Below are 26435 nucleotides of genomic sequence, written 5' to 3'. Positions count from 1 at the left end.
GACTGTAGAACTTTAATCCGCTATTTATGAATGACAGTATTCCTAAACTGGACCTACCGGTTGATTTCATTGTAGGAGACAACATTACCGGAGAAATACTGAACCTGTATGGACGTTTTCCTTGTAAAATAAAGGCAGGTATATTCGTTTTATGCCAGTGTGGACAAATTCGTGCCACAATTAACCTTAAAGAGTACACGATCGGAGCTTCCTCTTTTGTCACCCTCTTACCCAACAGTTTCATTCAAATACATGAAGTTTCGGATGATATCCATCTCTATTTTGCAGGTTTTTCCTCTGCATTTATGGATAGTGTCAATTATATAAAAACAGCTATCGATTTTTTGCCGGGAATCGTAGAAAACCCTATTATCTCTTTACCCAAAGAACTCATACCTTTATATGAAGATGCCCTTTCTTTATTAATGAAAAGCTATTCGCTCCCCAATACACTCCGGAATCCGGAAATAACCCGCTCTGTTCTTAACATATTTCTTCATGGGACTTCGGAACTATACAAAAATATCGGTCCTCTGAAACAACCGAATATAACACGTGAAAGGGAGATTTACAGAGAATTTATTAAATTGGTTATGAGTCACTATGTAAAGGAACATTCGGTCTCTTTTTATGCAAAGAAACTGAGTATTACTTTGCCTCACCTTTGTTCCACCATCCGGAAAGTAACAGGAGCTACTCCTATGCAAATTATAACTAATATCATTGTTATGGACGCCAAAGCCCAGCTGAAATCGACCGATTTTTCCGTAAAACAAATCGCCTATTCGCTGAGCTTCAACAACCTTTCTTTCTTTAACAAATATTTCCGGCAACATGTAGGGATGACACCACAGGAATACCGGAATAGTTAAAAATATTATCCCAAATTATTCAGAACATCCACTTTTCCTTCATTTACCAAGCGGTAAATCATTTCACCGAACAACGTGTTTACCCAAGCAAACCATGAACGTGTAAAATTTTTAGGATCATCCTTATGGAATGATTCGTGCATAAATCCGGTATCTCCGTCCGTATCACGCAACATCTTAACGCATGCACGGATTTCTTCTTTATCACTTGTTGTATTACAACGCATAATAATACTCATCGGCCAGATAAAATCGAATCCGATATGCGGACCGCCAATGCCTTCGCCAGCTTTACCTTTGAAGAAATAAGGATTAGAATGGCTTAATACCAATTTACGGGTATTCTGATATACAGGATCATTCACATCCACACAGCCCAGATAAGGCAAAGCAAGCAGACTCGGAACATTTGCATCATCCATAAAAACATGGTTGTAAAAACCGTCTACTTCGAAAGCATACACCTTTCCGAACTCAGGATGCTTAATAATTCCGTATTTCTCTATCGCTGCATGTACTTCATCGGCAAGAGAATCACAATTACGGGCAAATTCATTATTTTTCTTGATTTCACGCATCATTTCTGCCAGTTGACGGAGAGATGTAACTGCGAATAAATTAGAAGGGATAAGGAATCCGAACAAGGTTGCATCATCTGATGGACGGAATGAAGAAACAATTAACCCAACAGGATTAACAGGGCTTCCGTAACCATCATTCAGCAAGGTATCCCCCTGACGGTCAGTCTTACGAGTAAATTTATACGGTCCGAGACCATCCTTACGTTGTTGTTCTTTAAAAGTCTTATATACTTTTTCCATTGCACGCATCCAATCCGCATCGAAAGGAGAAGTATCGCCGGTTTTTTTCCAGAAATGATAAGCCAAACGGATAGGGTAACACAGTGAGTCTATCTCCCATTTACGTTCGTGCAATTCTTTTTTCATCACTGTATTATCACTCTCCCATTCACTGCCTGTAGGTCCTTCATTAAAACCATTTGCATAAGGATCGATATTAATACACCAGGTCTGGCGGTTAATAACACCGGCAAGCATCGTTTTTACTTTCGGGTCCTGATTAGCAAACTGAATATGAGGAAATACCTGTGCTGAAGAATCACGCAACCACATGGCATGAATATCGCCGGTCAATACAAAAGTATCCGGTTTGCCATTCTTAATCGTATGTTCGCAAGTCGTATCCAATGTATTTGGAAAACAGTTTTCGAACATCCAGGCAAGTTTTGGGTCTTTCAACTGTTTTTTGGTAGAAGCAATCGCTTTCTCCACAGCTTCCGAAGTAAACTGACGTTTATCCAGCGGAGGACGTTTACATACATATTGGAGCGTTGAAGCTGAGATTGAAGTTGCACTATCAGTCGGAGCCGCCATACCGCTGCTTGCTTTACCTGCCAATTCGGCAAACGAGTTTTGCCCTACTACCAGACCTGCCAGAGAAAGACCGCCTGCTTTTAAGAAATTTCTTCGTGTTGTCATCTTTGTATTTTATTTAATGTTACTGATTTCCGAGAATAATTCAATCATACAGGCATTGTCGAGCAACCATTTATGCTCTTTTGTTTTAACGCCTGTCCAATCGTTGTCCAAAAATCCGTTTATATCCCGGGTATGTTCCCAAGCATAATGTGCATTATCCGCCATCGTTCGAATATATTCCGGATTCTGATCCTCCTCATAAAGCGCCACCAAACCACGTAATAAAATCACATTAAACCAAGGACTGGCTGTAAAGAAACGCGTTTTCGTTCCATCCATGCCTTCTCTCACCTCGGTAAAACGATGGTAAGCACCAGCTGCTGTTTCCTTTGCATCCTCCAGATAAGATTCATCTCCTGAATTCTGGTATAATAAGACTCCAGCCTGTATCATCTGGCCACTGTTATATGTATATTTTGCTTTATCCACACTCCCATCCAAGCGCACATTGTCCCAGTAAACAAAGTCTTCAGGGTCACGCAGATTCTTTTTAGTCCAGTCATACGTTTTTTTAGCCTGCTCCAGATAAACACTGTCTTTGGTCAGGTTATACAGCTTCATACAGAGAACAGCCGCCGGTGCATTCGAACAGGTATTTTTAGAAGTCTTCTTCTGCTCACACCAATAAATACCCCCTCCCAGTACGTCGTCCCATCCGCTAAAAATATAATCATAAAGAGCAACTGCTTTTTCCAGATATTTATCATTTTTTGTCAGAGCGTACAGATCACAATAATCGATTGCCAGCCAGTCGTTGTCGTCATAGAAACGATCACTTTCACCATTAAACATGGGATAACTTTGATAGCAGAAAGGTTCACGTATATTATCCCAATACAACTCGAGTCCGGGAAGGATACGTTCTTCCAGTATTTTCAAATATTTTTTATCACCGGTTGTTTTATAAAGAGCTATGCCTCCGGACAACATACCGGAATAAGGCCATAAAAAAGATACTTCCTGATTTCGTTTCTGTTCCGAACCTTCTGCCAGATAAGTAACCTGGTTCTCCGGATTTGCCGGATATGTTTCTTGCAGCAGACCATATTTCTTTACTTCATATTTACTCAGAATATTAGTAAGCATAGAATCTGCAATTGAAATATCCCGATTCGCCTCAGACACATCCGGCGTAATATTGCAAGATGTTCCTAAAACAATACATCCTGCCAGGATTATTGAAAAACCTTTTAGTTTCATGGATTTTTAAGTTAGCCTAAAGATTAAAATTTTGACAAAGATAATGAAATACAAAAACCGACCAATTATGAAAGCTTAAGAATTAACAAATCAAGACACTACACCTTTGTTAAAAAACATTACGCACAAAATGAATTAAAATATGGCATATACTAATCCTATATTATTCTAATCATAGAAAAAGGGGGATTCTCAGGTACATTGACACACCTGAAATATCCCCCTGTTTTCACTTATCTATTTAATTACCATTTAAAGGAAACTTTCACTCCTTCAGGATTATTTTCAAATGTCAGAAGGCAAGTTTTGCTTTGAGCATCCCACTGGCTTGTTGCTTCAACAAGCGCATTACCTTTTGCATCTGCAATAACCACAGACTCAGGTTCGCCCGGTAATAAAACACGCATTACATTCGTAGTATTAATCGGGCTTTTTGCAACAAAAGAGAAGTCTTTTTTGCCTACTTTTTCTTCATAAGTACGTGCTGCACCGCATAATACCTGCGGTTTATCCTGGTCTTTTATCCGGTTGATATCCAACAGGAATGCCTGTTCACCCGGCTGTACAACCTTTTCTGTCAAAACAGGCAGAGTCGGATCAAACAAATCGATTAAACGTCCTTTTATAATGTAAGGTTCGTTGCTTATAGAGCCTTCATCAAGAACAGCAGCCAAATCATAAGCACCTCTTTCCAGATAGAAATGGTTTTTGAATTCCAATGTACCGGCTTTTGCCTTCTCTTCATACATACGTTTTACAGTAGCGATAAATTCTTTATCGGAACCTTCTTTCAAAACAAACTCTTTCGGGTCTTTACGGATAACATATACAGTACCGTTACCATAGGTATATTCACCTTCTTTTGCTTTTTTATCGATACCCATCAACTGGAACAAATGCTCGGAAGGAGTATTAAATTTCTCTTCACCCTGGTTCCACCATTCCTGGACATTCTGGAACGGGTCTGTATCTCGTGTACTATAAACTAATACACCGCCGTTTTTCACCCATTCGGCAATAAACTTATGTGTTTCCTTATCCAACGGTTTCATATTTGAATAAGTCATCAACAACACTTTTGTATTTTTCCAAGTTTCAGGATAAGACACATTTTCCAGATGCAATAAATGTACCGGAACCCCACGCTTCAGCAAAGGCAAAGCCTGGCCATAAAAGTTAGACAACTGAGGATCGTCATATCCGGCAACCGGCTGCGGAGCACGCTGGAACATTAAAGAATTTGCCATCAATACACTAATACCAGAAGAGCCCGATACTTTATTATCAGACAAAGGCATGTTATTCAACGTATTAATCATCACCTGCATCTGGGTAGAATAGAAGCGGGGAATACGGGCTTTTTCTTCACTGTTGGCACTTGTACGGTACAAACCTTCATAAATACGGTCCGGCCAAGGCATTACCTCATAATTATTATTGTTCGGATATAATAATTTGGCAGTAAAAGTTGCCTGATAATTTTTCTTATAATCAGCCCAATCACGAGGCCAGTCTTCTATCGGATCTGTCAAGAAAAATACTTTACGCCCAGTCGGAGCCGTCATAGATTCCATACAACCATATTCAAGGAAGGCTGTTTCAAACACACGCTCTTTCACAACTCCATTGAAATAATTCGGTTCACGGGAAGTTCCCGTCCATACCTGTGCGATATAACCATCTACACAAGGCAATGAAGCCAAACTTGCTTCCGGACTAACAATCTGCCATTGAGAATAATTTACCAGCGAGTGGGTCGGCACATAACAACGTACATCCATACCCTTACTCTTTCCATATTCTTTTGCATAAGTAAAACATTCATTCAAAGCACGATAGTACAAATGATATTTCAATTTGTTCGCAAGATATGTATTTTCAGCCGACTCATGTTGCGGGCGCCAGTCAAATCCATAATATTCTTTCCATTCTCTTTTAAATGCATCACTATAACCGGCACGTGCCCAAAATTCAGGTTCTTCCAGATAAATAGCATCAATACCGGCATCAATAACCCGCTTGATATGATTTTCTTTCATATACTGAATAAAATTCATAGAAGGTACAATATATGGAACCATATGTCCATGCCAGATCGTATCTCCCTTTTGGGTAACCTGGCCTTCATCAAGATGCCATTTGCCATCCCATTTTCCGGTAAAATAATCCTGATATTCACCCCATGCGATACCAGTCATAAAATGAGTTATATATCCTTTATCCCTCCAGCTTTGCACACGTTGTTCGAAAGTCATTCCGGAACGTTTTTCAGAAGGGTTTCCACCTACGCCATACACAATGGCTACATCTGCGCGATTGTCGGTAGTCGGTTTCCAAGGTTGTCCGGTTTGGAAGGCTGTCTTTTCTCTCCGTTCAACATTTGCCTCGGTACCTTTCTGCCCGGTCTGGCAGGATGCAGTAACCAGGGAAAGAGCAACGCTTCCCATCAAAAGCATTTTTACATTCGTCTTCATAACATTATATTTAAGAAATAATTAGGGCATCTTAAAGGCTTGAACATTGGGTCATAGCTCTAAGATGCCCTGAAATTAAGAATTAATCAATTAAAGAGCAACTGATTTTACATCTGTATAATTAAAACGTTTCGCTCCTTCAATATCCTTATCGATACGGGCACCGACACGGATATACCAAGTACGTCCGGTTGGCAATTCGCCGATGGTTGTCAAAGAAATAGTTTTTCCTATTATATCTTTCACATCATCCCCTTCCAGTTTCGCAGCATAACGCTGGTCGAAATTATTGTTACCCACATAAGGATTCGCACCATTAATAAACAGATAAACATCTGATAAATCCTGTTGATAATCCGGATTTGAAGTACCTCTGGTTATCTTTGCCTGAACAGTAATGGATTTACCACTCACTACTGGTTCGCCAACCCATTCGACACGCAAGAAAGGTTCCACTTCAAAATTCAACTCCACAGTACCGTCGATATCAGTAGTTACACTTTTATCTGAAATGATATTTCCTTGTCCATCTCTCAAAACCAAAGGGACAAATGCCCCTAACGGTTCAATATTATAGTTACCTTTAAATATTTTAGTATTATTAAAAGTACCATCCTGCATTGCTGTAAAATAATAAGGCTCAGGTGAGTCACTCCAACTATATTCCAGCAATTTAATACGAACCCCATTGTCACCGGTTTCCGTTTGGAAAGCCTGTTTCGTGTCCTTATCAATGATAGAACCTTTCAATGTTTCTTTAGGCTCTTCGTAGTTATCAAACTTCTGGCAAGAACTACCCATCAGCAAGATTAAACCTGCAGCTAACGAATATATTACCTTTTTCATATTTATTTTTTCCATTAAAAATTAATAACCCGGATTCTGTTTGATGCCGTTCTTTACTATTTCATCACTTGGAATATCCACATAATACCATTTTGTATCGAATGTAAATTTCGTTGCATCTTCATCATAACGAGCATCGAAGAACCACTTATATTCTTTATCAACAAAGAATGGCATCAAAACACGATAAATACGATTGTTCTGTTCTTTATCAAGAATTCTCCAACGTTTCAAATCCCACCAAGTCTTATTTTCAAAACTCAGTTCTTTACGTCTTTCAATACGGACCGTATCGATAGCCATATCACCTACATTCTTAACCAAAGTTGCACCAGCTCTTTCGCGGATATCATTGATACACTTCATTGCGTCATCCTTATAGTCTGAGCCTTTACCGGCTTCTGCAAGCTCCATTGCTGCTTCTGCACGGTTCAACAAAACTTCTGCATAACGAATTTCTATCCAAGTCTGATCTGAATGATTTTCAAGAACTAATGCAGCCTCCATATCCGGATTCATCCATTTACGAACTGAGAAACCAGATCTTGCACATGCTCCGTCATTTGAGAAACGTCCGCTTCTACCTGCAGGAGTCATCTTTGTCCCATCTGCCAAAGTATATGCATCCTGTGTCGCACTGGATGATGTGACTATTCTGTCCTTAGCCTCAGATGCTTCATATTTTTCAATTGTACCTTGCTTCAGTAAAGGTTCAATACCTCCATTCGTATCACCTTTATAGATACCACGGCGAACATCTAATGTATCCCCCTTAAATTCATCACCAGGTAATATAACTGTTGCTCTCAAACGAGGTTCTGCATTTTTAAAGAAGTCCGTTAGGTTATCATACAATACATACTTGCCATTAGTTCCTACAGTCAATGTTTTACCTTCTGTATCCTTAGGAAAACCTTCAAACATTTCCACAAAGTCCAATGTCGGGTTTACATAAGAAGAATATCCCCCTACCATATATTGTCTAGGGATACAATAGCAATCGTATCCATGAACAGAATTAGGATATTGATATTCACGCACAAGTATATTTTCTTTACTGCCTTCGGCAAAGAATAAATCCACATAATTCTGATATTGTGCTTCCTTATCTCCATCTTTCCAAGTTCCTTTATACAACTCAAAATGTCCTTCCAACAATTTGGCTGCATCATAAGCTTCTTTGAAATAGTCTGCTGCTTTCTCTGCCGGAATACCACACAAACGAACATTTTTATCATCGAAGTTCGTAATCGTATTATATTTGGCAATAGAACCGGCAAACAACATAGCTCTTGATTTCAAGGCTGCAGCTACATATCTGGTTGCACGACCCACCTGATTCGTTTCAGGCAATAAGGTATAAGCATCATCCAAGTCCTTCTTTATTGCATCATAAGTAGCTTCTTCCGAAGAACGCGGGATTTTCAATTCGTCTACCGGTTGATCCGGGTATTTCAACACTTCATTTACCAAAGGTACACCACCATAGCGTTTTGCCAATGCGAAATAAGTAAATGCACGGGCAAACAACATTTCACCTTTCCATGTATCTAACTGTTCCTTGCTAAAATTCGCCTCATACTGAGGAAGCGTTTCCAAGAAATAATTCACATCACGTATCTGGCGATAAGCATCTCCCCAATATTTTGTATTTTCAGTCTTTGCACCAAGGCTGCTTACAGCTTCACCCGTATAATAAGGAGAGGGTTCTATAATCCAAAAATTATTTAGTCCACGTTCGGGAGAATAACGAAAATCTTCCATTGGAACTTGACCATATACACGTGCCAGATAAGCTTTAATACCGCTTTCCGAGCCAAAAATATCTTTATCCTGTACGACATTCATTGGCGGAATATCCAAATCCATACAAGAAGGCATGCCACAGGCTAAAGCTAACAATAAAAGATATTTTGATAGTTTCATAACTTCTTCCTCAATTAAAATTTAACATTTACACCGACAGAGAATGTTCTGTTCAACGGATACAGGTTTCCCCAAGAATCATTACCGGAGTGTTCAGGGTCAAATTCAACTCCTTTAATAGTAAACAGGTTATAACCATTTACATAAAGACGAAGATTTTTGATACCTGTTTTTGCAAGCCACTGTTTAGGGAATGTATAACCTAATTCGGCACTTTTCAAACGAAGGTAACTTGAATTATGTACATTATAGGAAGACCATTCGTCAGCCAAAGTACCCGTATAAGCATAAGTGCCCGGTATCCATTCCGTAGAAGGATCATAAGGATTGGCAGTCGGATCAGCCGGATGCCATCTGTCCATAAAATAAGCTAAGGCATTAGAGAAATCATGTCCCCACATCGGTTCACGCAACTGTTCGATATAACGGTTGTATTGCATAGCGGCACCCTGGAAAAGTAAATTCAAGTCGAATCCTCTCCAGTCAGCACCGATATTCAGTGAGAAGTTGATAAGCGGACGGTTTTCATAAGCAATCGGATATTTATCCAAATCTGAAATAATACCGTCACCGTTCCAGTCTTGATATTTATAATCACCTGGTAAAGTTCCATAACCTGTATAAATATCGCTATTTGCTATATCCTGATAAGATTCATAACGTCCACCATCGCCATATCCCCATACGATATTCTGGTAACGGTCATTATTATTATCTCTCCAGTTTTTATAAGAGTTACCAGCTTTTGAACGTTCTTCGTGAGTTGTTTTAATACGTGTATAAGAGAATATACCTTTCAAATTATATCCGAATTCTCCAATACGATTATAATGAGAAACCTCCAACTCAAAACCACGGGCAACATCACCATTCAGATTTTCTTCAGGAAGTTCTGCACCTACAATGGCAGGAAGGCTTAAATTACGTTTTGCCAACAGCCCTGTACGTTCACGATTAAAATAATCGGCAGAGATTCCTAACAAACCGTTCCATGCATTCAAGTCAATACCCAAGTCCAGAGTTTTTGCAATATACCAAGTGATGTATTGGTTGGCAATTCCCTTATTTGCAGCTGAACTTACAAACTTTCCATCAAAAACATAACCTCCGGGTAAACGGTTGTTATCACCGCCGGCCGGGAATGTATAACCTGTCACAAACTGATAGTTTGAAGCATTGTCATCACCCATCTTACCATAAGATGCACGAATCTTTGCATTGCTGATAAATGAAAGTTTTGAATCTTTCCAGAAGCTTTCTTCTGAAATACGCCAACCAACAGAACCTGCCGGGAAGAATCCCCATTGTGCACCTGTTCCGAATTTAGAAGAGCCATCATAACGGAAGCTGAATTCAGCCAGATATTTAGACATATAATCGTAACCGAACTTACCAACCAAACCTAAGTTTGCTTCTTTATATAAGTCGCGGGCTGCCGGATTTTCACGATCATAGTTTGTACTCATATTACCTTCCTGGTTTTCTGTATTACCAGCAAACAACTGGTCCAGGCCCAAAGCCAATTCACGTTGTGCAAAGAAGTTATCGCCATCACGACGGCTACCTTCCAACAATAACAAACCGGATACATTATGTTTTTCAGCAAACATACGGTTGTAATTCAACGAAACCTGATACAACCAAGCCTGTTTCGTATAATGTTCACGACGGAATGTAGACGGTGAATTGATTTCCTTCGCTGCATATTTTTCTGTAGCATCATCATATTCATACAGATTATATGCTTTTTTATAAAGCTTGTTGTCTGCTATCTGATAGTCATAGCTGAACATACCTTTAGCCTGCAAACCTTCGATATAAGGAATATCGTAAGTTGCCTGTAAAGAAGTCTGGAACCATTTATTGTTATATTTTTTATAACCTACCTGGTCTGCATCCATCATAGCCACCGGGTTCGTTCCTTCAATCCAACCATATTGCAGGTATTCCGGATTGCCATTTGCATAAACGGGCTGAGTAGCCGGACAACGTTGCATGGCACGAATAATCCAGTCTGAGTTTTCATAAGGCTGGTCTTTCTGGTCCATAATACCGCTCATATTCAAATCCACAGTCAAACGGTCTGTGATTTTACTTGTTATATTTGAACGGACATTGAAGCGGTCATAATCCAAGCTTTTGCTACGAAGGAATGATTCCTGGTACAAATAACCGGCACTCATATAATAATGAGTTTTTTCATTACCTCCGTTTGCACTGATTGTATGCTGGGTTTGGGGAGCCAAAGGACGCATCACTTCACTCCACCAGTCTGTTCCTTGTTTTGTCCCGTTACGGTAAGCTTCTATTTCATCCAAAGAATAAACCAATGAGCCACCATTCACATTGTGCATAGCTCTTTCATTCTTCAAAGTCATCCAGTCGGCAGCACTTGCGCTCTTTACAGAACCTGAAGGATTCTGCCAACCAACGTTACCGGAATATTCCAATTCAACGTGTCCGGTTTTACCTTTCTTAGTAGTAATCAAAACAACACCGTTTGCAGCACGCACACCATAAATAGCAGCAGAAGCATCCTTCAATACAGTTAATGTTTCAATATCATTTGCATCCAGACGAGTCATGTTATCACGAGGTACACCATCGATAACGACCAACGGATTACCCATACCACGAATATCGAAGTTATTGTTGAATGAACCCGGCTCAGAAGATTTTTGCATAACGCGTACTCCCGGTATTTTACCAGTCAACATGTTCTGAGCATTTTCATTCTTTGTTGTAATGATATCATCGCTGTTAACAGAAGAAACAGCGCCGGTCAATGTTACTTTTTTCTGAGTACCATAACCAACAACCACAACTTCGTCCAACTTTTGTGTATCATCTTTCAAAATAATCTGGAAAGAATTCTGATTTTTAACCGGTATTTCTTGTGTCAGATAACCTATATAAGAAATCTGAAGGATTGCATTATCAGGAACATTACTTAAGATAAAGTTTCCATCAATGTCTGTAATAACCCCGTTTGTAGTGCCTTTGATAACGACATTCGCACCAATTACAGTTTCGCCGGTTGCATCTTTCACCAACCCTTTGATGGTACGTCCGTTTTGTTGAACTACTGCCGGAGCTTCATTTTCCTGTTTATGGAGAACTATGTGTTTACCTTCCATGGTAAACACAACATCTGTTTCATGAAACAGATTCGCCAAAACACTGCGTACAGTTGCATCTTCCACATTGACAGATGCCCTGCGGCTCACATCTACATTCGCTTTATTATAAAGGAAGAGATAATCGGTCTGTTCCTCTATGGCGTTTAAGATTTCACTGACTGCTGCATTATTTTTATTCAGTGAAATTTTCGCATTTTGGGAATTGGCATTTTCGGCCACTGCAGCAAATGCGAAACAAAAGAATAGGAATACTGATAGTTTCATAATCCGTCCCAAATGATTTGTTTTGTGTTTTTTAGGCACATAATGGGTCTGACAAAGAATATTTATCATAACTTTGTAAAGGATTTATTGTTAATACTGAGAAAATTATTAGACTTGTCTCGTGTTGACATTCGAACCGGGGGATGTGGGGACATCTTCCGGTTTACTTTTTTTGTGTTTATTCAAGGATCATTCTGCATACAAGTACCAAATAAAAAGGTTAATAAATAAGTTATTTAATAATAATACTATTTTTCTCGCTATCTCTCACAAATTTGAAATTCAGGTCTTTTTGTATAACTTTCAAAGCATATTCCAGTCCATCGCTCTGCCTGAATTTACCGGTACAACGATAATTAAGTAATTTAGAATTTTCAATCTGGATATGTGTATCATAGTAAATAGAGAATTTATCCATAAGCGTTCCAAACGGAACGTCATCCAGACAAATCAAACCGTCTTTCCATCTAAAGCGATCGAGGTTGTCTATTACGCCTTTGCGTAATAGACCGTTCACCTCGCTCACACTCTCTTTGGTCTTAAGAATTATATGCTGTTTAATATCCTGGTTCGATACGACATCCACAGAACCATGCAATAAAGAAGTCTCAAATACAGTCCCGTTTGCATTGTCATAAGCATAAACATTAAATGTCGTACCTAATACCTTTATATCATACTTTTTTGTCTTAACGATAAAAGGCTTCTTCTCATTACGTGCCACTTCAAAAAAGCCCTCGCCTTTCAGTGTAACTTCGCGTGTTTTACCTCCAAACGAAGTCGGATATGTAAATTCGGATTTAGAGTTAAGCCAAACTTTTGTCCCATCCTCCAGTATTAACTGTACTCGTTGACCAGCCGGAACTAAAACGGCCTGCATTCCTGCCTGTTGCTCTTCCTTTACTCCCAGTTGCATCCAACCAACCATCATCAACAAAGCGAATGAAGCGGCAATACTCACTACTTTCCACAGGTTTAATGTCCGTTTTTTCAATGCGACAGAGTGAGTTTCACCGGTTTTAGTAACAGAATAGATAAGAAGGGCATTCCACATCTTGCGCTCCTTCAGATATTCCGCATAATTTTCAGGAGAGGCTTCCGCCCAATCCATAATCTGCGTCTCTTCATCTGCAGTAGTGCAACCTTTAAAATATTTATGTAGTAATTCTTTATCCATTCTCCTTATAAACTTTAAGGCTCATTATCGTCCTTTTCATAATAATAACACGCCAATCTAAAAATACCCTAACAGGAAAATCATTTTTTTTGTTTTTTCATTTTTATCCCAGATATGTTTTTGAGGACTCATAGTTATGCTTTTCCAAAATCATAACTATGAATTCAGAAAAACATAACTATGAATATATTAAGAAACGCTCATCTGCTTCCTTTTCTACATTTTATTTATATAGACAATTTAATCAGGCCAGAGGAAACATGTGCCTATTAATAAAGGCAGATAATCCTTCAATTTAACACGGAAGACCTTTAAGGCTTTAGATATATGGAATTCTACCGTTTTAATACTGATACCCAGTTCTTCGGCAATTTCACGGTTTGTCTTGTTCCCATAACGGCTTTTAAAAAAAATAAGACGGGTTTGCTCCGGAAGTTCATTCAGCGTGTTGCGTATAATTTCTTGCATTTCATTCGTGAACAACTCAGACGGGTCACAAGAATCCAGTGAAGATGTACGAAAATCCAATTCCCTGACAGAATGGCTGAACAATTGCTCTTCCACTTCTGTTTTAACATGGCTATGACGCAGGTAGTTTAATGCTCTGTTTTTTACTGAAGTTAAAATATAAGCAGGAATATTTGTATCGGAAGGAAGATCATGGCGTTTTTCCCAATACTGCATCATTGCATCTATATAGATGTCCTCTGCCGCTGCCGCATCTCTTATGTACGAATTGGCAAACATTATAAAAGGCTCTTTGTATTGTTCAAAGAGCGATGCAAAGAGTTTTGTATCTGTCTGCTGTTCCCCCATATCTCCCATAAGTGATGCAAAAGTAATAAAAAAGTGAAGCGAATTGATGTTTATGTAGTTAAAAACATTACTTTTGTGGCTCATAATTAGTTGAAAAGAAAAAGAATGGATAAAGTTAGTTACGCACTGGGCTTAAGTATCGGAAACAATTTCCAGAACTCAGGCATCCAAAATCTTCAGATTGAAGATTTCGTAAAAGGATTGAAAGACGTATTGGAAGAAAAAAATCCGGAAATCAGTTACGATGAAGCAAAACAAGTTATCAACGAATTTTTTATGCAATTGCAAAAAGAAAAGTTGGAACTGAACAAGAAAGCCGGAGAAGAGTTTCTGAACATCAATAAAGGAAAAGCAGGTGTCGTGACCTTACCCAGTGGCCTGCAATATCAGGTATTGACAAAAGGAACAGGTGCAAAACCGACAGCCAATGATAAAGTAAAATGCCACTATCACGGTACATTAATCAATGGTACTGTATTCGATAGCTCCGTACAGCGCGGCGAACCTGCCGTATTCGGAGTATCACAGGTAATCCCGGGATGGGTTGAAGCACTTCAATTAATGGAAGTCGGTTCTAAATGGAGACTTTTCATTCCTTCGGATTTGGCTTATGGTGAACATGGTGCCGGCGATGCTATCGAGCCGAACAGTGCCTTAGTATTTGATGTTGAATTATTGGATATAGTAAAATAATAAATAAGAAAAATGAAAAAGATTAATGTATTAGTTGCTACAGCGATTGTAGCTATGGGCATGACAGTAACTTCTTGTGATTCTCACAAAAGTGCTTCTTTAAAAACAGCTGCAGACAGTGTTAGTTATGCTATCGGTATCAGCACTGGCGCAGGTTACAAAGACAACCTGAAAACTTTACCGGGTGACCCTGCTAATGTAGACGATCTGATTGCAGGTTTCACACAAGCTATCAAAGGTGACTCTGCAGCAATGAAGATGACTCCGCAGGCAGCTCAGGCTTACATCCAGACTTACTTTATGGAAGCTTCTGCAAGAGATGCAAAGAAAAATAAAGAGGAAGGCGAAAAATTCTTGGCTGAAAATAAAGGAAAGAAAGGCGTTATCACAACAGAAAGCGGTCTGCAATATCAGGTTGAAAAAGAGGGTACAGGTGCAAAACCGACAGCTGAAGATAAAGTTAAAGTTCACTATACAGGAACTCTGTTGGACGGAACAAAATTCGACAGCTCTGTAGATCGTGGCGAACCTGCTGAATTTGGTGTTGGACAAGTAATTAAAGGCTGGACCGAAGTTCTTCAGTTAATGCCTGTAGGTTCTAAATATATCATCTGGGTACCTTCTGAACTGGCTTATGGCGAACGTGGTGCACAACCGGATATCAAACCGAACAGCGTACTGAAATTCGAAGTAGAATTACTTGATATCGTAAAGGATAGCACTGCTGCTAAAAAGTAACAAATATATCTTTTATACACAAAATACGGAGAGCGGGATATGCTAAAGAGCATTTTTCGCTCTCTTTTATTATTTATTCTACACTTTTTTCTTTCAGAATGATATAGTATTGAAATTTATTATATACTTTTGATACATTAAATCTATTAATAGGAAAGTAATACAAGTAGAAAATGGAAAAGATAGACAAACTGGACCGGCAGATATTGAACATTATTTCAAGAAATGCCCGGATTCCTTTTAAGGATGTCGCCGAAGAATGTGGTGTTTCACGTGCTGCTATTCATCAACGGGTACAACGCATGATTGACATGAATGTGATCGTTGGCTCAGGCTATCATATTAATCCCAAAATTTTGGGATATAATACCTGTACTTACATCGGAGTAAAACTTGAACGTGGTTCTATGTATAAAGACGTAGTACCCGAATTTGAGAAAATTCCGGAAGTGGTGGAATGCCATTTCACTACAGGTCCATATACCATGCTTATTAAACTTTATGCACGCGACAATGAACATCTCATGGAATTGCTGAATACACGTATTCAGGAAATTCCGGGAGTCACAGCGACAGAAACGCTTATTTCATTGCGGCAGAGCGTAAAACGTGAAATTCCTATCTGCGATATTTTTGAATAAAAAGATATCTTCAAGGCAGCCCGGCTTCGGATAAAAGCCGGGCTTTTTTATGTCCGCGACAATTCGTAATTTTGTCCGGCAGACATGTGAAAATCAATTCCAATGAACCGGTATATCAAATATATTATATTTTTATGCTTATTCCCCCTTTACCTGTCGGCTGGGGAAAGTTTCTGTTTTCGTGTTTACCTGAAAGACAAAGGCAACACGGGATTCAGTATGGAACACCCCGAAGATTATTTATCGACGGAAGCTATTCAAAGACGTAAAAAAAATAAGATAGCCATTTCGGAATCCGATCTTCCCATTGCTCCTGCTTATATAGATACGTTGTCTTCTACCGGCGCTATCCCTATTGTACAAAGCAAATGGTTTACAACAGTGGTTATGGAATGCCCGGACAGTACGGTTGCCGACCGACTAAAACAACTATCTATCGTCGATTCGGTCAAATGGGTATGGAAAGGGACACGAAAAGCTCCCGCTGAATACAAAGATAAAAAACGCATCGAATGTATTGACACACCTCTAAAAGATAAATATGGCTATGCGACCAGGCAAATAAAAATGCTAAACGGTATCAAACTGCATGAAGCAGGTTTCCAGGGCGAAGGCATGCGAGTCGCTGTAATTGATGCCGGTTTTCAAAATGCAGACCGTATCGCTGCTTTTGATTCACTGCATTTATTGGGTACGCATAATGTAGTTTTCCCAGGCCATAGTGTATTTGTCGGAGACGACCACGGCACTAAGGTCCTCTCCTGTCTCGCTGCCAATATCCCGGGGGTTATGGTAGGTACAGCCCCACAAGCCTCTTATTTTCTGATCAAAAGTGAAGAAAGCGATTCCGAATTTCCGATAGAAGAAGACTATTGGACAGCTGCTGTAGAATATGCAGACAGTGTAGGAGTAGACGTTATCTCTTCATCTCTGGGTTATTTCTCATTCGATGCGGATGAATTATCTTATAAACATTCCGACCTGAATGGTAAAACGGCCTTTATCAGCCGTGCCGCTGACTTTGCGGCAAGTAAAGGGCTTCTTATTTTTTGTAGCGCCGGTAATGAAGGCAGTGGAAACTGGGAGAAAATAACCTTTCCCGCAGATGCCGCCAATATTTTTACAGTCGGAGCTATTTGCGAAGATAAAAGGAAAAGTTCATTCAGCTCCACCGGTTATACAGCAGACGGGCGTATAAAACCGGATGCTGTCGCGTTAGGTTCCGGCAGCTGCGTAATCGAACCTTCCGGGGAAATCCGCTATGCAAACGGGACATCTTTTGCCACACCTATACTGGCAGGACTCGGTATTTGTTTATGGCAGGCATTACCCCGGTTAAGTAATATGGATATAATTGAAGTATTGCACCGCTATTCCAGCCAATACAAACATCCGGACCCGGAGCTTGGATACGGCATTCCCAATATATACAAGGCATACAAAAAAGAAAGAAAAAATGCTTTATAATCAGACCGATATAAACAACAAACGGCAGGAACTGTCCCTTTTGGAACTGAACAATTACATAAAGGGAGCTGTCCGTAATGCTTTTCCCGACACGTACTGGGTACGCGCCGAGACAAGCGATGTACGGACAAATGCCGCATCCGGTCATTGCTATCTGGAATTTATTGAAAAGAACGCTATCACGGGACAGTTAGTAGCACGGGCACGGGGCTCCATTTGGGCAAAAACATTCCGAATGCTCAAACCTTATTTTGAGATGGAAACCGGCCAGATATTCGCTTCAGGTCTGAAAGTGCTGGTAAAAGTATCTATCGAATTCCATGAATTATATGGATATAGCCTGACCGTATTGGATATCGACCCGACCTATACATTAGGAGATATGCTCCGTAAACGGATGGAAATCATCCGGCAGTTAAAAGAAGAAGGCGTATTTACACTAAACAAGGAATTACCTTTTCCGACATTACCCAAACGGATAGCAGTAATCACATCACCTACGGCAGCCGGTTATGAAGATTTTCTGAACCAGCTTGCAGGAAATAAAGCAGAATATCCTTTTTATCCCAAACTCTTCCCTGCTCTAATGCAAGGGGAAAAAACCGAAGAATCGATTATCACTGCTTTAGACCGTATTTATCCTCATACCGATAAATTTGATGTGATAGTGATTATACGGGGTGGCGGTGCCACTTCGGACTTGAACAGTTTCGATTCTTACCTGCTTGCTGCAAACTGCGCACAGTTTCCACTTCCCATCATCACCGGTATCGGACATGAAAGGGATGATACGGTTCTGGACATGGTTGCACATACCCGCATGAAAACACCTACTGCTGTTGCCGAATTTCTGATTGGCTGCATGGATAATGCAGCGGAAGAATTGGAAGAGCTCCAACAAGATGTTTGTGCCTTGGCTACAGATATCCTGGCAAAACAAAAAAACTTCCTCCAACTGCTCGGCAACCGACTGCCTGCTCTGGCAATTAACAGGATAGAGCGTAACCGTTCTCTATTACAACAGTTGGGAGCGCAACTTCCGGTCACTGCGTTTTCTTTATTAAAGTTACGCGCATCTTCATTGGATACGTTAGAACTTTCCCTGAAAAGCCGGACAGTCTCCCGGTTGGATAGCTATAACCGCTTCATCCAGCTAACCGAACAGTTTATACGGATGGCATCCCCTGATTATATCTTAAAAAGAGGATATACCTTGACTCTGAAAGACGGAAAAATTATTAAACAGGCAGCGGAACTTCAGGTTGGAGATGAAATCGTCACCTGTTTTGCCAGGGGAAAAGTCCACTCATCCGTCAAAGACACAAACATAAATCCGATACAGACAGAAGGACATTCGAACGAAATAGTAAAATAAAAAAATCATATGGCAGAAAAGAAAGAAACATACAATGACGCGGTAGAAAAACTCCGCAAAATAGTTGCCGATATCGAAAACGGAGATTTGGATGTCGATATTCTTTCCGAAAAAGTGAAAGAAGCAACCCGGCTTATCAAGCTATGTAAAGAGAAATTATATAAGGTAGATGAAGAAGTGAAAAAAGTTTTAGAAGAACTGGAATAATGAAAAAGTATGTCCTGATAGTAGCCGGCGGGAAAGGGCTCCGTATGGGAGGTGACTTACCAAAGCAATTTATCCCGATGAATGGCAAACCGATTCTGATGCACACACTCGAGACTTTTTATAAGTGGGACGCATCAGCCGGTCTGATCCTTGTATTACCAGAAGACCATCAACCTTACTGGAATATGCTTTGTAAAGAAATCGGATGCAAAGTTCCCCACAAAATAGCAAATGGGGGAACAACCCGCTTCCATTCCGTACTGAACGGTCTGCAACTTCTCCAACAGGAAATAGGAAATAACCCGGACTATCAGGAAGAAATAATTGTAGGCGTACATGATGGTGTCCGTCCTTTTGTTTCTTCAGAAGTAATCACGACCTGTTTTACAGAAGCAAGTCGTTGCAAAGCAGTCATTCCAACAATACCCATGATTGATTCGCTGCGTGAAACAGATAAAACAGGTTCCCATCCGGTAGACAGAAGCCGCTATATGGCAGTACAGACCCCGCAGGTTTTCGAATATAACCTGCTTATGCAGGCATATGAACAACCTTATGACGATCAATTTACAGATGACGCTTCAGTCGTAGAAGCTGCCGGACATACAATCATGACTGTTCCGGGCAACCGGGAAAATATAAAAATAACCACTCCGTTTGACTTATTAGTGGCTGAGGCATTATTTGAACATCGTACATAAAAATTGAATCAAAACACAATATGCTCGATCTCGATAAACGCTCCATCATGTATCTGCCGGGCGTAGGTCCTAAAAAAGCAGAAGTATTAAAAAAAGAAGCAGGCATTTCTTCTTTTGAAGATTTGCTGTTTTATTTTCCGTACAAATACATCGACCGAAGCCGCTTCTACAAAGTAGCCGAGATTACAGGCAACATGCCTTATATACAATTAAAGGGACGTATCCTTTATTATGACACCGTAGGTGAAGGACGTACCAAACGGTTGATAGGGAAATTTACCGACGGAACAGGTACTATTGATTTAGTTTGGTTTCAAGGTATCAATTATATAAAAGAAAAAGTACTGACCGGCGTAGAATATATCATATTCGGTAAACCTGTCGAGTTCGGACATATTTATAACATTCCCCATCCGGACATAGACCCGGTGGAACAGGCGGAACAAGTGGCAAACGGACTGACTCCTTTTTATAATACATCGGAAAAGATGAAGAAGTCGTTCCTCAACTCCCGTGCCATCCAGAACATGCAATATGCCCTGCTCAGCCATCTGAATTGGATATTACCGGAAACACTACCATCCTCTATCCTGGACCGTATCCATATGATGCCGTTTGCAGAAGCAATCCGAAATGTACATTTCCCTGAATCTGTCGACAAATTACGGCAAGCACAGCTCCGCCTGAAATTTGACGAACTGTTTTTCATACAATTAAACATACTCAAGACCGCCAGCCTAAGAAAACTAAAACTCAAAGGAATAGTCTTCCCTACCGTCGGTCATTACTTTAATACGTTCTATAAAGATTATCTGCCTTTTGAACTGACAAACGCGCAAAAGCGGGTTGTCAGGGAAATACGTCTCGATATGGGCAGCGGACGACAAATGAACCGGTTGTTGCAAGGAGATGTCGGTAGCGGAAAAACGCTGGTAGGACTACTTTCCATGTTATTGGCGGTAGACAATAATTGTCAGGCATGCATGATGGCACCTACTGAGATTCTAGCCAACCAACATTATGCAACAGTAATGGAATTCCTGAAGGACATGAATATTAAAGTAGCACTTCTGACAGGTTCTACCAAGAAAAAGGAACGAAACCGGATATTGCCGGCCATTGCCAGTGGAGAGATCCAAATCGTTATCGGAACCCATGCGCTGATTGAAGAAACCGTAATCTTCTCTTCACTCGGATTAGCCATCATAGACGAACAACACCGCTTCGGTGTAGAACAACGCTCCCGGTTATGGATGAAGAATGCTGTTGTCCCTCATGTATTGGTAATGACTGCCACTCCCATCCCCCGGACACTTGCCATGACGCTATACGGAGATTTAGATGTTTCTGTCATCGACGAACTTCCTCCCGGACGCAAATCGATACAAACACTCCATCGCTACGACAATAAAAAAGCACAATTATATGACTTCCTGCGAAAAGAAATCAAATTAGGCCGGCAGGTTTATGTTGTATATCCGCTTATTGAAGGCAGTGAAAAACTCGATTACAAAAATCTGGAAGAAGGCTTTGAAACATTTAAGGAAGTTTTCCCCGAATATAAAGTATGCATGGTACACGGAAAAATGAAAGCAGTTGACAAGGACACTGAAATGCAAAAATTTATTTCCGGAGAAGCACAGATATTAATGGCTACTACCGTAATAGAGGTAGGAGTAAATGTTCCTAATGCTTCGGTTATGGTAATTGAAAGTGCCGAACGTTTCGGCCTGTCCCAACTGCACCAGTTACGCGGACGCGTAGGACGTGGAGCCGAGCAGTCTTATTGCATATTAGTCTCTTCCTACAAACTGAGCAACGATACCCGGAAACGGCTTGAAATCATGGTAAATAGTAATAACGGATTCGAAATAGCTGAAGCTGATTTACGATTGCGGGGACATGGAGACCTTGAAGGAACACGCCAAAGCGGAGAAGGAATAGACCTGAAAATTGCAAATCTTGCAGCGGACGGACAAATATTGCAATATGCCCGTGATATAGCCAAAGAAGTGTTAAGCGAAGATCCGGATTTAACATCCGAAGCCAACAGGATGTTAAATGACAGGTTAAAAACACTGTTTGCACGAAAGGTGAATTGGGGCATGATTAGCTAATATGTTGTGAAACATGTTTTCCTGTTACACTTTGTTTTTCAATACTTTAAAAGCACGTATTTATTATGAATCCTTATTATTGAGGAAATTTTTCTTTATTGTATTTTGCTGGTCTATACAAATTTACGACCTTTGACAAGTTGACGTTAAACGAGACTCTTCTTGTCTCCCTCCAAATTATCGTCGTCTAATAGAATCGTAAGTGATAAAAATAATGAAGATAAGAGCATTACTATTCATTTGTTGTACCACAATTATGGTATCGGCAGTGCAGGCGAATGCACAAACTGAACAGGAAACATCCAAAGAAATCCGCCATATTAATAAGAAAATGGCAAATCAGGTTTCCGAACTGATGGCAGACCGCGTAGGTTTCAAAAAAGATTTGGAATTAAAAGAACTGGCTGCTATTAATGAAAAAGCAGAACTGGCAAAAGAAAGCCTGATGTTCCCTGCGGATGAATTATATGGTTCTACTTGGGAAAACCAATGGGTTGACCCGTTCCGTGGAGGAACAGCTGTTACATTCCCTGACTCCTGCGCCATCGATTGTACCTCTTTCTTTTTTCCATTGGACTCCATGACAAGAATTACGTCTAAATATGGCCCTCGCCGTCGCCGTATGCACAAAGGCATTGACCTGAAAGTCCAGATTGGAGATACGATTCATGCCGCCTTTGACGGAAAAGTCCGTATCAGAAGTTTTGAACGCCGCGGATACGGAAATTATCTGGTAATTCGCCATCCGAATGGACTCGAAACTATCTATGGTCACTTATCAAAAGCGCTTGTAGATGTAAATCAAATCGTTCATGCCGGTGATCCGATAGCATTAGGCGGTAATACAGGACGTTCTACAGGTTCACATCTCCACTTTGAAACTCGTTTCCTTGGACAGGCTATTAATCCTGCCGAAATTATTGATTTTGAAAACAGTGTACCGCATCAGGATATATACGTTTTCCGTAATGTGAAAATAAACGGACGTAAAAGCAATATCTATACCTCCTCTTCAAATCACATGGTGTTTCACCGGGTTAAATCCGGCGACAATTTAGGAAAGATAGCTCGTATGTACGGAACAACTGTAAATGAATTATGTCGCCTGAATGGGCTGAACCGCAATTCGGTTTTACGTTTAGGACAATCGATCCGTTGCAGCGCAGCAGGTTCAACCGAAACAAAAACAAGTGTTGCCAAAAAAGCTCCTGCTAAAACCACTACAGTAAAAGCAGACGCAGCAGCAGTGGCTTCACTTACAAACAACAGTAACGTTTCAAGCAGCAAAAAAGCTGAATCGTCTTCAGAAGCAGTTTATTATCGTATCAAAAGTGGCGACACACTGGGAGCTATTGCTATCAAACACGGAACTACTGTTTCCAAACTCTGTCAGCTTAACGGTATCTCAAAAACTACGACTTTAAGACCGGGACGCTCACTGCGCTGTTCATAACAAACATAACGATACAAAATAGAAACTGTATGGACATTTACGCTTGTTCATACAGTTTTTTTTATATGGACAAGATTCTTACCTGCGCTAAAAAATGTGTAATCTGCCTGTTGTCACAGGATTTATCCGTATCTTTGCCTTCATAAATAAGAGATTATGGCTGACACGAAAGAACAGTTCGAGAAGGTTATCTCCCAATGCAGGGAGCTGTTTGAAAAAAAACTAAAAGATTACGGTCCCTCTTGGCGCATCATGCGCCCACTCTCGGTGACCGACCAAATATTCATTAAAGCAAACCGTATCCGCAGTCTTGAAACAAAAGGGATTAGCATGGTAGACGAAGGGATTCGTCCTGAATTTGTAGCCATCGTAAACTATGGGGTAATCGGTCTTATCCAGCTTGACAAAGGATATGCCGAAACAACGGATATGAGTAACGAAGAAGCATTAAGCCTGTATGATAAATACATCACACAAACAAAAGAACTGATGTATGCAAAAAATCATGACTATGACGAGGCATGGCGCAGTATGCGTATCAGCTCCTATACCGACTTGATTTTGATGAAAATTTATCGTACAAAACAAATAGAAAGCCACGACGGCAAAACATTAGTTTCGGAAGGTATCGATGCTAATTATATGGATATGATTAATTACGCCTTGTTCGGGTTGATTAAACTGGAATATGGAGAATGAAATATAAAGACACCGTTATTAAAATAGTTGCAGAATGCTGCCGCGTACTGATCGGAATTGTATTTATCTTCTCCGGTTTTGTAAAAGCGGTCGACCCAATGGGAGGTGCTATAAAAATAGGTGAATACCTGGCATCATTCGGATTGGATAAACTGCAGCCTTTTACGGTTATATTTTCTTTTAACTTATCGGCAATCGAATTTGCATTAGGCGTATGCATGTTGTTTGGAGTTTACCGCCGGTATGCCTCTTTTCTTACACTTCTTTTCATGGCTTTTATGACTCCACTAACGCTTTACCTGGCGCTTTTTGACCCGGTATCCGACTGTGGATGTTTTGGAGACGCACTGGTTATAAGCAATTGGGATACATTCTATAAAAACATCGTTCTTCTGGCTGCTGCTATTATTGTATTTATTTATAATCAGCGCATTTTCCAATGTTACACTTACAGAGTTTACTGGTTTATTGCATTATATGCCTACATTTTTGCCATAGGCTTTGCTTATCATAATTACAATCATTTGCCGGTCATCGATTTCCGCCCCTACAAGCTGGGAGCAAATATTCCCGCACTGACAGAAATTCCGCCCGGAGCCCCGGAGGATGAATATAAATATACTTTTATTTACGAGAAAGACGGAGTACAGAAAGAATTTACCTTGGAAAATTATCCGGCGAACGATAGTACATGGACTTTTGTCGAATCGAAAACCGAACTGGTAAAGAAAGGATACACACCTCCTGTTGCCGCCTTTAACATATACAATGAAAAAGGAGAAGACGTCACCGACGAAATCATCCATAATCCGAGACCGGTATTACTACTCGTTGCTCCAAAACTGGAGAATGCAGATGATGATGAAGTGGAACAGATAAACGATGTATATGATTATGCACTCGAACACAACATTACGTTCTATTGTGTAACTGGCTCGTCAGAACAAGCTATTACCGAATGGAGCGACAATACTGGCGCCGAATATCCTTTCCGGATGGCAGACGATGTATTGCTGAAAACAATTATCCGTTCCAATCCGGGACTTGTCCTGCTAAACGAAGGAACTATCCTGGGGAAATGGCATTATAATGATATTCCATACGAAAACCAAGTAAAGGTAGAAATTGAAAAAGGCTTGTCTGGCGAGATAGTGAAAGAAAAAGAACATAGCCGGCTTGCAACCAACTTATTGACTTTTACCGTACCTTTGTTGCTCGTTTGGTTATACGATTACTTGCGCTTCCGCCGGAAACGCAAAACAAAAGAATAATTTATTTGTATTATATATTTAATTAATTAAGTCATGAGAAAGAATATTGTTGCAGGTAACTGGAAGATGAACACTACTCTTCCCGAAGGTCTTGCTTTGGCAAAAGGTTTAGATGAAGCTCTTAAAGGTAAAACTACTAATTGCGATGTAATTATCGGTACTCCGTTTACTCATCTTGCAAGTGTTGCTGCTGCTATCGATACAAACAAAATCGGTGTTGCTGCTGAAAACTGTGCAGATAAAGTTTCCGGTGCTTACACGGGTGAAGTTTCTGCTTCTATGGTTGCCTCTACAGGTGCTAAATATGTGATTTTAGGCCACTCTGAAAGACGTGCTTATTACCACGAAACTCCGGAAATCCTGAAAACGAAAGTAGAATTAGCTTTAGCTAACGGTTTGACACCTATCTTCTGTATCGGTGAAGTATTGGAAGAAAGAGAAGCAGGCAAGCATTTCGAAGTCGTAGATGCCCAGATTGCAGGTTCTTTATTCGACCTTTCTGCTGAAGATTTCGCTAAAATAGTATTAGCTTACGAACCGGTTTGGGCTATCGGTACAGGTAAAACTGCTACTTCCGACCAGGCTGAAGAAATCCACGCTCATATCCGTGCTACTTTAGCTGCTAAATATGGCAACGAAATTGCAGAGAACTGTACAATCCTGTATGGCGGTAGCTGCAACGCAAGCAACGCTAAAGAATTGTTCTCTAAACCGAACGTAGACGGCGGTCTGATCGGTGGCGCTTCTCTGTCTGTTGATAAATTCATGCCTATTATCGAAGCTTTTGATAAATAAAATCCATTTTGAGGGCGTTGCAAGATTCAATCCTGAACTTCTGCAACACCCTCTGATATATCCG

At 40.2% G+C, this 26435-nt stretch carries 21 protein-coding genes; 13 read left to right on the top strand and 8 right to left on the bottom strand.

Translation table 11 applies throughout. The features are described 5' to 3' along the window. Positions 1-26: 26 nt before the first annotated feature. Positions 27-872 carry a helix-turn-helix domain-containing protein gene (locus ACGE0T_RS00175; protein WP_459188553.1) on the top strand — a complete coding sequence of 282 codons (846 nt, stop codon included), beginning with the start codon at positions 27-29 and terminating at the stop codon, positions 870-872. Between the two features lie 5 nt (positions 873-877). On the opposite strand, the gene ACGE0T_RS00170 is transcribed toward ACGE0T_RS00175, so the two are convergent. The 8 genes from ACGE0T_RS00170 to ACGE0T_RS00135 all read right to left on the bottom strand — a co-directional run bounded on the left by ACGE0T_RS00170 (position 878) and on the right by ACGE0T_RS00135 (position 14298). Further along, on the bottom strand, positions 878-2371 hold the full coding sequence (locus tag ACGE0T_RS00170) for a glycoside hydrolase family 125 protein (RefSeq protein WP_459188552.1): 1494 nt from the start codon (positions 2369-2371) through the stop codon (positions 878-880). Between the two features lie 9 nt (positions 2372-2380). Next, on the bottom strand, positions 2381-3571 hold the full coding sequence (locus ACGE0T_RS00165; RefSeq protein WP_459188551.1) for a glycoside hydrolase family 76 protein: 1191 nt from the start codon (positions 3569-3571) through the stop codon (positions 2381-2383). Positions 3572-3816: 245 nt separating this feature from the next. Continuing rightward, positions 3817-6045 carry a hypothetical protein gene (locus tag ACGE0T_RS00160; protein ID WP_459188550.1) on the bottom strand — a complete coding sequence of 743 codons (2229 nt, stop codon included), beginning with the start codon at positions 6043-6045 and terminating at the stop codon, positions 3817-3819. Positions 6046-6135: 90 nt separating this feature from the next. Next, positions 6136-6891: a DUF3823 domain-containing protein gene (locus ACGE0T_RS00155; RefSeq protein ID WP_459188549.1), complete on the bottom strand. Its 756-nt coding sequence runs from the start codon at positions 6889-6891 to the stop codon at positions 6136-6138. Positions 6892-6912: 21 nt separating this feature from the next. Further along, positions 6913-8817 carry a RagB/SusD family nutrient uptake outer membrane protein gene (locus ACGE0T_RS00150; RefSeq protein ID WP_459188548.1) on the bottom strand — a complete coding sequence of 635 codons (1905 nt, stop codon included), beginning with the start codon at positions 8815-8817 and terminating at the stop codon, positions 6913-6915. A gap of 14 nt (positions 8818-8831) precedes the next feature. Further along, positions 8832-12221 carry a TonB-dependent receptor gene (locus tag ACGE0T_RS00145; RefSeq protein ID WP_459188547.1) on the bottom strand — a complete coding sequence of 1130 codons (3390 nt, stop codon included), beginning with the start codon at positions 12219-12221 and terminating at the stop codon, positions 8832-8834. 232 nt (positions 12222-12453) lie between these two features. After that, entirely contained in the window at positions 12454-13398 is a 945-nt protein-coding gene (locus tag ACGE0T_RS00140; RefSeq protein WP_459188546.1) for a FecR family protein, read from the bottom strand. A gap of 240 nt (positions 13399-13638) precedes the next feature. Continuing rightward, positions 13639-14298, bottom strand: a complete 660-nt coding sequence (locus ACGE0T_RS00135; RefSeq protein WP_459188545.1) for an RNA polymerase sigma-70 factor — start codon at positions 14296-14298, stop codon at positions 13639-13641. A gap of 21 nt (positions 14299-14319) precedes the next feature. On the opposite strand from ACGE0T_RS00135, the gene ACGE0T_RS00130 reads away from it, so the two are divergent. The 12 genes from ACGE0T_RS00130 to tpiA all read left to right on the top strand — a co-directional run bounded on the left by ACGE0T_RS00130 (position 14320) and on the right by tpiA (position 26371). Next, on the top strand, positions 14320-14907 hold the full coding sequence (locus tag ACGE0T_RS00130) for an FKBP-type peptidyl-prolyl cis-trans isomerase (protein ID WP_459188544.1): 588 nt from the start codon (positions 14320-14322) through the stop codon (positions 14905-14907). A gap of 12 nt (positions 14908-14919) precedes the next feature. Continuing rightward, complete coding sequence (locus tag ACGE0T_RS00125) at positions 14920-15645, top strand: FKBP-type peptidyl-prolyl cis-trans isomerase (RefSeq protein WP_459188543.1); 726 nt, start codon at positions 14920-14922, stop codon at positions 15643-15645. 173 nt (positions 15646-15818) lie between these two features. Beyond that, entirely contained in the window at positions 15819-16286 is a 468-nt protein-coding gene (locus ACGE0T_RS00120) for an Lrp/AsnC family transcriptional regulator (protein WP_459188542.1), read from the top strand. A gap of 102 nt (positions 16287-16388) precedes the next feature. Then, positions 16389-17753 (top strand): S8 family peptidase, encoded by a 1365-nt coding sequence (locus ACGE0T_RS00115; protein WP_459188541.1) that lies wholly within the window; start codon positions 16389-16391, stop codon positions 17751-17753. Then, the gene (gene xseA, locus ACGE0T_RS00110; RefSeq protein WP_459188540.1) at positions 17743-19128 is read left to right on the top strand and encodes an exodeoxyribonuclease VII large subunit; all 1386 of its coding nucleotides are present in this window, start codon (positions 17743-17745) and stop codon (positions 19126-19128) included. Before ACGE0T_RS00115 ends, xseA begins: the two co-directional genes overlap by 11 nt. A 9-nt stretch (positions 19129-19137) precedes the next feature. Next, positions 19138-19335 (top strand): exodeoxyribonuclease VII small subunit, encoded by a 198-nt coding sequence (gene xseB, locus ACGE0T_RS00105; protein ID WP_459188539.1) that lies wholly within the window; start codon positions 19138-19140, stop codon positions 19333-19335. Further along, on the top strand, positions 19335-20036 hold the full coding sequence (locus ACGE0T_RS00100; protein ID WP_459188538.1) for a 2-C-methyl-D-erythritol 4-phosphate cytidylyltransferase: 702 nt from the start codon (positions 19335-19337) through the stop codon (positions 20034-20036). Before xseB ends, ACGE0T_RS00100 begins: the two co-directional genes overlap by 1 nt. Positions 20037-20056: 20 nt before the next feature. Continuing rightward, entirely contained in the window at positions 20057-22153 is a 2097-nt protein-coding gene (recG, locus tag ACGE0T_RS00095; protein WP_459188537.1) for an ATP-dependent DNA helicase RecG, read from the top strand. Positions 22154-22367: 214 nt separating this feature from the next. Further along, positions 22368-23606 (top strand): peptidoglycan DD-metalloendopeptidase family protein, encoded by a 1239-nt coding sequence (locus tag ACGE0T_RS00090; RefSeq protein ID WP_459188536.1) that lies wholly within the window; start codon positions 22368-22370, stop codon positions 23604-23606. Positions 23607-23762: 156 nt separating this feature from the next. Continuing rightward, positions 23763-24305: a DUF1599 domain-containing protein gene (locus ACGE0T_RS00085; RefSeq protein ID WP_459188535.1), complete on the top strand. Its 543-nt coding sequence runs from the start codon at positions 23763-23765 to the stop codon at positions 24303-24305. Beyond that, positions 24302-25576, top strand: a complete 1275-nt coding sequence (locus ACGE0T_RS00080; protein WP_459188534.1) for a BT_3928 family protein — start codon at positions 24302-24304, stop codon at positions 25574-25576. Before ACGE0T_RS00085 ends, ACGE0T_RS00080 begins: the two co-directional genes overlap by 4 nt. 33 nt (positions 25577-25609) lie before the next feature. After that, positions 25610-26371, top strand: a complete 762-nt coding sequence (gene tpiA, locus ACGE0T_RS00075) for a triose-phosphate isomerase (RefSeq protein ID WP_459188533.1) — start codon at positions 25610-25612, stop codon at positions 26369-26371. Positions 26372-26435: the final 64 nt, after the last annotated feature.

This window comes from Parabacteroides sp. APC149_11_2_Y6, assembly GCF_054506995.1.
This window is presented reverse-complemented; position numbering and strand designations above follow the sequence as displayed.